The 8898-nt window shown below is 71.0% G+C and carries 9 protein-coding genes; 5 read left to right on the forward strand and 4 right to left on the reverse strand.

Annotated elements, in window-relative coordinates:
* The 3 genes from dprA to E1266_RS32450 all read right to left on the reverse strand — a co-directional run.
* The coding region (gene dprA, locus E1266_RS32440) for a DNA-processing protein DprA (RefSeq protein ID WP_132053618.1) at positions 1-934 on the reverse strand (934 nt) is incomplete at its 3' end.
* On the reverse strand, positions 931-2484 hold the full coding sequence (locus tag E1266_RS32445) for a YifB family Mg chelatase-like AAA ATPase (protein WP_132053620.1): 1554 nt from the start codon (positions 2482-2484) through the stop codon (positions 931-933). The genes E1266_RS32445 and dprA, both read right to left, overlap by 4 nt.
* Complete coding sequence (locus tag E1266_RS32450) at positions 2485-2838, reverse strand: YraN family protein (protein WP_132053622.1); 354 nt, start codon at positions 2836-2838, stop codon at positions 2485-2487.
* A 155-nt stretch (positions 2839-2993) separates the two neighbouring features.
* Between E1266_RS32450 and E1266_RS32455 the strand changes: the two genes are divergently transcribed.
* The gene (locus E1266_RS32455) at positions 2994-3905 is read left to right on the forward strand and encodes a tyrosine recombinase XerC (protein ID WP_243719163.1); all 912 of its coding nucleotides are present in this window, start codon (positions 2994-2996) and stop codon (positions 3903-3905) included.
* A 308-nt stretch (positions 3906-4213) separates the two neighbouring features.
* On the opposite strand, the gene E1266_RS32460 is transcribed toward E1266_RS32455, so the two are convergent.
* Complete coding sequence (locus E1266_RS32460; RefSeq protein ID WP_132053626.1) at positions 4214-4903, reverse strand: M23 family metallopeptidase; 690 nt, start codon at positions 4901-4903, stop codon at positions 4214-4216.
* Positions 4904-5292: 389 nt separating this feature from the next.
* Here E1266_RS32460 and rpsB point away from each other — a divergent pair, with 389 nt between their 5' ends.
* The 4 genes from rpsB (at position 5293) to frr (ending at position 8774) form a co-directional block, all read left to right on the forward strand.
* The gene (gene rpsB / locus E1266_RS32465) at positions 5293-6279 is read left to right on the forward strand and encodes a 30S ribosomal protein S2 (RefSeq protein ID WP_132053628.1); all 987 of its coding nucleotides are present in this window, start codon (positions 5293-5295) and stop codon (positions 6277-6279) included.
* A gap of 83 nt (positions 6280-6362) precedes the next feature.
* Entirely contained in the window at positions 6363-7199 is an 837-nt protein-coding gene (gene tsf / locus E1266_RS32470; RefSeq protein ID WP_132053630.1) for a translation elongation factor Ts, read from the forward strand.
* A gap of 226 nt (positions 7200-7425) precedes the next feature.
* The gene (gene pyrH / locus E1266_RS32475) at positions 7426-8127 is read left to right on the forward strand and encodes a UMP kinase (RefSeq protein WP_132053634.1); all 702 of its coding nucleotides are present in this window, start codon (positions 7426-7428) and stop codon (positions 8125-8127) included.
* Positions 8128-8216: 89 nt separating this feature from the next.
* Positions 8217-8774: a ribosome recycling factor gene (frr, locus tag E1266_RS32480; RefSeq protein WP_132053632.1), complete on the forward strand. Its 558-nt coding sequence runs from the start codon at positions 8217-8219 to the stop codon at positions 8772-8774.
* Positions 8775-8898: the final 124 nt, after the last annotated feature.

An 8898-nucleotide genomic window follows, 5' to 3' on the forward strand; every position in this document is an offset into this window, starting at 1 on the left:
GGAGGACGGGGGTGTGCGGTGGCGGGGCGAGGTCCGTGCCGATGCTCCCCACCGCCTCGATGATCTCCTCTGTGCGGGTGACGAGGGTGGTGCCCTCCTCGCGCAGCAGTCGGTGACAGCCGACCGACGTCCGGCTGGTGATGGGGCCCGGCATGGCCATGACGACACGGCCGAGCCTGGCCGCCCAGCCCGCGGTGTTGAGCGCTCCGCTGCGGGCTTCCGCCTCGATGAGGACCGTTCCGCGGGACAGGGCGGCGATGACGCGGTTGCGGACGAGGAACCTGAGGCGGTGCGGGTGCGTGCCCGGCGGCGACTCGCTCACCAGGAGGCAGCGCCGGGCCATCTCCGCGAACAGGCCCTCGTTGGACGCCGGGTACGGGACGTCGACGCCGTTGGCGAGGACGGCGACGGTGGAGCCGTCGGCGGCCAGCGCGCCGCGGTGCGCGGCGGCGTCGATGCCGAGGGCGCCGCCGGAGATCACCGTCCAGCCCCGGTCGGCCAGCTCCGAAGCGAAGTCGGCGGCGGCGCGCAGCCCGTAGGGGGACGCGGCGCGGGAACCGACGACGGCGACCGAACGCAGGCAGCCGTAGCGCAGGTCGCCGGGGCCGCGCAGCCACAAGGCGTACGGGCGTCCGTCGCCTAGGTCGTCGAGGGTCGTCGGCCATTCGGGGTCTCCCGGGCAGATGAGGCGGCCGCGGAAGCGGGCGCACACGGCCATGTCCTGGTCCGGTTCGGCGGCGATGAGCCGGATGCGCCATTGGCCGAGCCGCTTGACCTCCTTCGCGTCGGCGATGACGCCGTCGGGCAGCGTGCCGGTGCGGATCGATTCGAGTGCCCGCTCCGCACCGGAATGGTCGATGATCCGGTTGAGGAACGTGTCGCCGGGCTCCGCCACGGCGGTGAGGGTGGCCCGGGCGGTGCGCTCGTCGCTCATGGGCGCCCCGCCGACCACAGCATGAGCGCGCCGCCGACGTCGTCCGGGCCGGGTTCGTCGTGGCCCGCCAGGTCCGCGATCGTCCAGGCGACTCTCAGGACGCGATCGAGGCCGCGTGCGCTGAGCGCGCCCCGCTGCAGGGCCTCATCGGCGCCCTGCATCGCGTCGGCCGGAGGTGTGAAGCGACGGCGCAGTTCCGGTCCGGGGATCTCGGAATTGGACCGCCACGGGGTGCCTGCCAGGCGTCTGAGCGTCCGTTCCCGCGCGAGTTGGACGCGTTCGGCGACGACCTTGCTGGACTCCGCGAACTCCAGGTCGTAGCGGAGTTCGGCCCGGGTCGCGGGCGCCAGTTCGAGCTTGAGGTCGATGCGGTCGAGCAGTGGGCCGGACAGGCGGGACGCGTACTTGCGGCGGACACCGGGCGCGCAGGAGCAGTCGATCTGCTTGGCCGCGGCGCACGGGCACGGGTTCGCCGCGAGGACGAGCGTGAACCGGGCGGGGAACCGCGCCATGCCCTCGATCCGGCTGATCCGGACCTCGCCCTCTTCCAGCGGCTGGCGGAGGGCGTCGAGCGTGCCCGCGATGAATTCGGGAGCCTCGTCCAGGAAGAGGATCCCTCGGTGCGCGAGGGACACGGCGCCCGGCTGGAGGACGCGCCCCGAGCCGCCGCCGACCATCGAGGCGCGGGACGCGGTGTGGTGCGGCGCGTAGAACGGCGGTTGCGTGATCAGCGGCTGCCCCGGCCGGAGGGTCCCGGCGACGGAGTGGATCGCGGTGACCTCCAGCGCGATGTCGGGTTCCAGGGGCGGCATCAGGGTCGGCAACCGTTCCGCGAGCATGGTCTTCCCGCAGCCGGGTGGCCCGGCGAAGAAAAGGTGGTGCCCCCCTGCGGCGCTGATCTCGAGCGCCCGGCGTGCCTCTGCCTGGCCGCGCACGTCGTTCAGATCGAGGTCGGGCGGGATGTCCTGCTGCCGCAGGGCGAGCTTGTCCGTGAGCGGGGACGGGCCGTCCTCCTCGTCCTCCTCGATGGGCGGTGGCTCGTCTCGCAACAGGCACAGGAGGCCGCGCAGCGTGCTCGCGGACACTACTTTCATCCCCGGGACGAGTTCGGCCTCGGCGGCATTGGCCCTCGGGACGACGACCGTGTGGCAGCCCTGGTTGGCCGCGGCCAGCACGGCGGGCAGGACGCCCTGGATTGGGCGCAGGCGTCCGTCCAAGCCGAGTTCACCGATCAGCACGAGCCCGGCACATGCCCGAGCGGGGACGGCCTCGGCCGCCGCGAGCAACGCGATCGCGATGCTGATGTCGAAGGTCGAGCCCTTCTTGGGCATGCTCGCCGGGAACAGCGACACCGTCACATGCCTGTTGGGCCAGTCCTCGCCCGAGTTGAAGATTGCGGCGCGGACCCGGTCGCGGGCCTCGCTGAGCGCAGTGTCCGGCAGGCCGACCAGGTGCAGGCCCGGGACGCCGCTGGTGATCGCCGCCTCCACGTCCACCACGAAGCCGTCGACACCGACAAGGGAGACCGAGCGGGTCTTGGCGAGCGTCACCTAGCACACCTCCCGCAGATGGTCGATCGAGAAGCCGTCGCCGTCCGCGACGAGGCCGAGGACGTCCACCCGCACGCGCCGGCCGCCGGCGCCGTTTTCAGCGGCCCACCGCCCGGCCAGGCGCCGCAGCCGGGCCGCCTTGTGCGTGGTGATCGCTTCGAGGGGGTCGCCGAACCGTGCCGAGCCGCGGGTCTTCACCTCGCAGACGACGTGGCCCCGGCCGTCGTGGGCGATGATGTCGAGTTCGCCGCCGTCGCACCGCCAGTTGCGCTCGATGATCGTCCAGCCGAGTCCGGCCAGGTAGTCGGCCGCCGCGTCCTCGCCGCGCCGGCCGAGACTGATATGGGCTCTCATGGCCTCACCTCCGGCCTTCGACGCTGCCGGAGGGTGACGTTGCGTCGCCAAGAAACCACTGCCTGTGGATAACTTCGGGAGAGCAATCCCGGCGACTCGCGCGAAACGGTCTGAGGTCCTTGCTTCGCGGAGGCCGTTGGCGCAGCGTGACTCTTGTGAGCAACGCGCTGGAGGAGGCACTCTCCGATTTCGAACGGCATCTGCGCGCGGAGCGTGACGTCTCGCCGCACACGGCGAGGGCCTATCGCGGTGACCTGAGCGACCTGATCGCCTACGCCACCGACCTCGGCGTGACGGAGCCCGCGCAACTCGACGTGTCGCTACTTCGCGCCTGGCTCGCGCGTCAGCACGCACTGGGCCGCTCCCGCGCCACCCTTGCCCGCCGGACCGCCGCCGCCCGCGCGTTCACTCGTCACCTGCACCGGCGCGGCCTGCTCCAGGAGGATCCAGGGCTGCTGCTCGGCACGCCCAAACGGCAGCGTGCCCTGCCCGGGGTCATCACCCAGGACGATGCCGCGCACCTCCTCGACAAGATGGACGCAGAGGGGCCCGTGGGTCTACGAGACCTGGCCGTCCTGGAGGTCCTCTACGGGACGGGTGTGCGGGTGAGTGAGTTGTGCGGTCTCGACATCGACGACCTGGACGCCGTCCGCGGAACAATTCGCGTCCTGGGCAAGGGTGGCCGAGAGCGCACCGTTCCCATGGGCGAGCCCGCCGCCCGCGCCGTCCAGGATTGGCTACGCGCAGGACGGCCCGCACTGGCGACTGAGGACAGCGGCCCCGCCCTCTTCCTGGGCACCCGCGGAGGACGCCTCCACCCCACCAGCGCACGGCGCATCGTCCACGCACGAATCGCCGAGGTCGGCCAGGTGCCCGACCTGAGCCCGCACGGACTCCGCCACAGCGCCGCCACCCACCTCCTCGAAGGCGGAGCCGACCTCCGAAGCGTCCAGGAAATCCTGGGCCACGCCTCCCTGCAGACCACGCAGATCTACACCCATGTATCGGCCGAGCGACTCAAACAGGTCCACCGCCAAGCCCACCCTCGCGGCTCCCAGGCGGACTAGGGGCTTGCGGGAACCGTCCGAGGCGGCCAAGGCGGGCTTCAGCGGTGTCCCGTGCCTGCTGGGAGCGCAGGCGGCCACATGACGGCCCCTGGTGCTCGGCCGCGGGCGGGAACGGGGGCCGCGCTCGTTTCCACCGTTAGTGGATCCCCGACTCCACGGCACAATCTGGCACTCGATTCGCCGCAGCAGTATCGGGAGGCCGACGTGCACCCCGGTCCTCGCGATCGCGCACCGTCGGCCTGTTCCTGAATGCACCTAGGAACGCCCGCCCCCGCCGATCCCGTATGTCGGATCGGCGGGGGCCTGGGTTAGAGGGTGCGGCGTAGGCGGCGTTCTTCGGAGAGGTTGACCACGCCCTCTGGTGGGCGGCGCCGGCCGTGCAGGCGGTAGCGGGCACGGGTGCGGCGCCAGGCGAAGGCCAGGGTGAAGGTCAAGGCCATGCCGGTCAGTGCCCCTCCCGTCGCCGTGGTCGCGTCGCGGAGGGTCATCCTCGGCTCGGATGAAGGTTCCGGGGCGCGAGGTGTCGGCGAGGGCGATTGCCAGAGTGGGAGCAGGCGGACCTGGTGCTGGACCAGGTCGAGCGGGTTCAGGTACAGGGAGCCGCGGCGTAGACCCCAGTGCAGGCAGGGCGTCGGGCAGTGGGAGTGCTCCTCCTCCAGAACGCCGATCCGGGTGCCGGACGCGACCCGGCCGCCCACACGGACGCTGGGACGGACGGGCAGGTACGTGGTGCGCAACGTGCCGTGGTCGATCGCGACGATGCCGCGTCCGGCCAGCCGGTCGGCATACGAGACGCGTCCAGGTCCGGCGGCGTGGACGGGCTGGTCCGCCCGCGCCGCGAGGTCCACGCCCCGGTGGCCCGGACCCCACGGGGACGCGGGCGGTGAGAAGCCCCGGACGACCTGCGGGGCGGGCGGCCCTAACGGCCACCGCCAGGCGTCCAGGCCCGGCGCCCCGGCGGTGATCACACAGGTCAGGAACAGAGTCAACAGGGTCATGGACCCGAGCCTGCCGGTCCGCCGCACCGCCCGGAGGCCCCGCCGCCAACTGTGGATAACCGCGCTGAGCGTTGATTCCCGGACGCGTCCGGGCCCTGATAATCTGTAGGAGTGCCCGAAAGGACACCGGCCAGGGCCAGGCCGTCGCCGATCCGTCCCCAGGGCGGGGCGGTGAGAAGCCGCTCCCGGTGAGCGGAGAGGTCACGGACCCGGTAACGGGCACAGCCGCCTGGGGTATCCCGGCGGCTGATTTCACGCGTCCGCATGCCACCGAAGACATGGTGGGGCGCCGTCCCTCGGTCCGTCGCCACGGCGACGGTGGGGCGACACCCGGGCGTAGGCAACAACCAAATGCGGCCCGGCAGGGCCAGAGAAGGAGAGCACGGGCAATGGCACCCGTCGTCACCATGCGGCAGCTCCTTGAGAGCGGCGTCCACTTCGGTCACCAGACCCGCCGGTGGAACCCGAAGATGAAGCGCTTCATCCTCACCGAGCGCAACGGCATCTACATCATCGACCTCCAGCAGTCGCTGTCCTACATCGACCGCGCCTTCGAGTTCGTCAAGGCCACGGTCGCCCACGGGGGCACGATCCTGTTCGTCGGCACCAAGAAGCAGGCCCAGGAGTCCATCGCCGAGCAGGCGACCCGCGTCGGCATGCCCTACGTCAACCAGCGCTGGCTGGGCGGCATGCTCACCAACTTCTCCACCGTCCACAAGCGGCTCACGCGGCTCAAGGAGCTGGAGGAGATCAACTACGACGACGTGGCCGGCTCCGGCATGACCAAGAAGGAGCTTCTCGGGCTGCGGCGTGAGAAGGACAAGCTGGAGCGCACCCTCGGCGGTATCCGCGACATGGCGAAGGTTCCGAGCGCCATCTGGATCGTGGACACCAAGAAGGAGCACATCGCGGTCAACGAGGCCAAGAAGCTCGGCATCCCGGTCGTGGCGATCCTCGACACGAACTGCGACCCGGACGAGGTCGACTACCCGGTTCCGGGCAACGACGACGCCATCCGCAGCGTCAGCCTGCTGACCCGCGTCGTCGCCGACTCCGTGGCCGACGGCCTGATCGCCCGCGCGGGCGCCGCGTCCGGCGGGGACGAGAAGCCGGCCAGCGCCGCCGCCGGTGGCGCCGAGCCGCTGGCCGAGTGGGAGCGCGAGCTGCTGGAGAACAAGCCGGCCGAGGAGGCCGCCGAGGCGACGGCGCAGGCCCCCGCCGAGGGCGAGCAGGCCGCCGCGCCGGAAGCCCCCGCCGCGCCGGAAGCCCCCGCGGCGCCCGCCGAGGCGCCGGAGGCGCCGGCTCCGGAAGCCGCTGCCGAGGCCCCGGCCGAAGCGCAGGACGCTCCGCAGGCCGCCGAGGCCGAGCAGGCCTGATCCCGTGGTCCGGCGGGCCCTTCCGGGGCACCGCCGGGCCGTCGCGGGTCCCACGACCAACGACGAGAGAAGCGAAGAGAGCGATGGCTAACTTCACCACCGCCGACGTCAAGCGGCTGCGCGACCTGACCGGCTCCGGCATGATGGCCGTGAAGAACGCCCTCACCGAGGCGGACGGCGACTTCGACAAGGCCACCGAGCTGCTGCGGCTCAAGGGCGCCAAGGACGTCGGCAAGCGCGCCGAGCGCACCGCCGCCAACGGGCTGGTCGCCGAGTACTTTGCGAACTCCGGTGACGGGGCCCTCCTCGAGCTCAACTGCGAGACCGACTTCGTCGCCAAGAACGACCAGTTCATCGGGCTGGCGGACCGCCTGGTCGAGTTCGCCGCGGGCAGCGGCGTCACCGACGCCGAGAGCCTGCTGGCCGCCGAGATCGAGCCGGGCAAGACCGTCCAGACCCTGGTCGAGGAGCACAGCGCCACGATCGGCGAGAAGGTGGAACTGCGCCGCTTCGCCCACTTCAAGGGCGCCTACGTGGCCAGCTACCTGCACAAGTCCGACCCGTCCCTGCCGCCGACCACCGGCGTCCTGGTCGAGCTGGACGGCGAGAACGCCGAGGTCGCCAAGGACGTCGCCCAGCAGGTCGCGGCGATGGCGCCGAAGTACCTCACCCGCGACGAGATCCCCGCCGAGGCGATCGAGAAGGAGCGGGCGCTCGCCGAGCAGCTCACCCGCGACGAGGGCAAGCCCGAGCAGGCCATCCCGAAGATCGTGGAGGGCCGGGTCAACGCCTACTTCCGCGACTTCGTCCTGCTGGAGCAGGCGTTCGTGAAGGACGGCAAGAAGACGATCGCGAAGGTCCTCGACGAGGCCGGTGTGCAGGTCGTCCGCTTCGCCCGCTTCAAGGTCGGGCAGGCGTAGGGGCATCCTGGAGAGGGATACCCGACAGATATCGCGAAGGAACGAGGAGGCCGCCGACGTGCCGGACAAGACGACCACTAGCGCGACGGCGGCCTCGTCGTCCGATCGGGACGCGTCCGCACGCGGCGCGGCCGGCCGGGCCGGGGCCGGCGGCGGTGCGTCCGGTCGGACCGGGACCGGCGCGGACGCGTCCGTCCAGCACGCTCCGCGCGCCGGCTGGAAGCGGGTGCTGCTGAAGCTGTCCGGCGAGGCGTTCGCCGGACGCGAGCCCCTCGGCATCGACCCCGAGATCGTCCAGCACGTGGCGGAGGCCATCGCGGAGGCGGTCCGGGAAGGCGTGCAGGTGGCGGTCGTCTGCGGCGGCGGCAACATGTTCCGCGGCGCCGTCATGGCCGAGCGCGGCATGGACCGCGGCCGCGCCGACTACATGGGGATGATCGGCACCGTCATCAACTGCCTCGCCCTCCAGGACTTCCTGGAGAAGCTGGGGCTCGACACCCGCGTGCAGACCGCCATCACCATGAGCCAGGTCGCCGAGCCGTACATTCCGCGGCGGGCCATCCGGCACCTGGAGAAGGGCCGCGTCGTCATCTTCGGCGCGGGCCTCGGGCAGCCGTTCTTCTCCACCGACACCACCGCCGCCCAGCGCGCGCTGGAGATCGGTGCAGAGGCCGTCCTGAAGGGGACTCAGGTGGACGGTGTCTACGACGCCGATCCGCGAAAGAATCCAGACGCGGTCAAATTCGACCGTTTGGATTACGGTGAAGTTCTACAGCGGGGTTTGAAGGTCATGGACGCCACGGCCATCAGCCTCTGCATGGACAACGCGCTCCCCATCGTGGTCTTCGACCTCATGGGGCAGGGCAACATCGTCCGGGCCGTCCGGGGTGAGAAGATCGGCACGCTGGTCAGCCCGGCGGAAGGCTGACCACAGCCGGGAAACGCAGTGCGTGAGGCGGCGCGGAGCGCAGTGTGGAACCCTAGGAGTAGGGCCGACCAGATGACATGGGAGTCACAGTGATCGACGAGACCCTCCTCGAAGCCGAGGAGAAGATGGAGAAGGCGGTCGTGGTCGCCCGGGAGGACTTCCAGACCATCCGCGCCGGCCGCATCACCCCCGCCATGTTCAACAAGATCACCGCCGAGTACTACGGGGTGCCGACGCCGATCAACCAGCTGGCGTCCTTCACGCTGCCGGAGCCCCGGATGGTCATCGTCCAGGTCTTCGACAAGTCGTCCATGCAGGCGGTGGAGAAGGCGATCCGCGACAGCGACCTTGGCGTGAACCCGAGCAACGACGGCAACGTCATCCGGGTGGTCTTCCCCGAGCTGTCGGAGGAGCGCCGCAGGGAGTACATCAAGGTCGCGGGCGGCAAGGCGGAGGACAGCAAGATCGCGATCCGCAACATCCGCCGCCGCGCCAAGGACACCCTCGACAAGCTCGCCAAGGACGGCGAGGCGGGCGAGGACGAGGTCCACCGTGCCGAGAAGGAACTCGACGACGTCACGCACCGCTACGTGGCGCAGATCGACGAGCTGCTCGAGCACAAGAAGGCAGAACTCCTCGAAGTCTGATGAAGATGGATGATGCCGGGGAGCCCTCGGGTTCCCCGGCCGAACCGGAGGCCGCCGAGTCCGGGAAGGCACCGGACACCTCCCCCGAGAAGCTGCCGTCCTCCGGCCCTGTCTCTTATACACA

The organism is Actinomadura sp. 7K534, assembly GCF_004348575.1.
GTDB classification, from domain to species: Bacteria; Actinomycetota; Actinomycetes; order Streptosporangiales; family Streptosporangiaceae; genus Spirillospora; species Spirillospora livida.

What these genes read in the sequence shown, in the direction of transcription:
- E1266_RS32450 (WP_132053622.1), bottom strand. Translation starts at nt 2,838, where the DNA reads ATGAGAGCCCATATCAGTCTCGGCCGGCGCGGCGAGGACGCGGCGGCC.
- E1266_RS32460 (WP_132053626.1), bottom strand. Translation starts at nt 4,903, where the DNA reads ATGACCCTGTTGACTCTGTTCCTGACCTGTGTGATCACCGCCGGGGCG.
- rpsB (WP_132053628.1), top strand. Translation starts at nt 5,293, where the DNA reads ATGGCACCCGTCGTCACCATGCGGCAGCTCCTTGAGAGCGGCGTCCAC.
- tsf (WP_132053630.1), top strand. Translation starts at nt 6,363, where the DNA reads ATGGCTAACTTCACCACCGCCGACGTCAAGCGGCTGCGCGACCTGACC.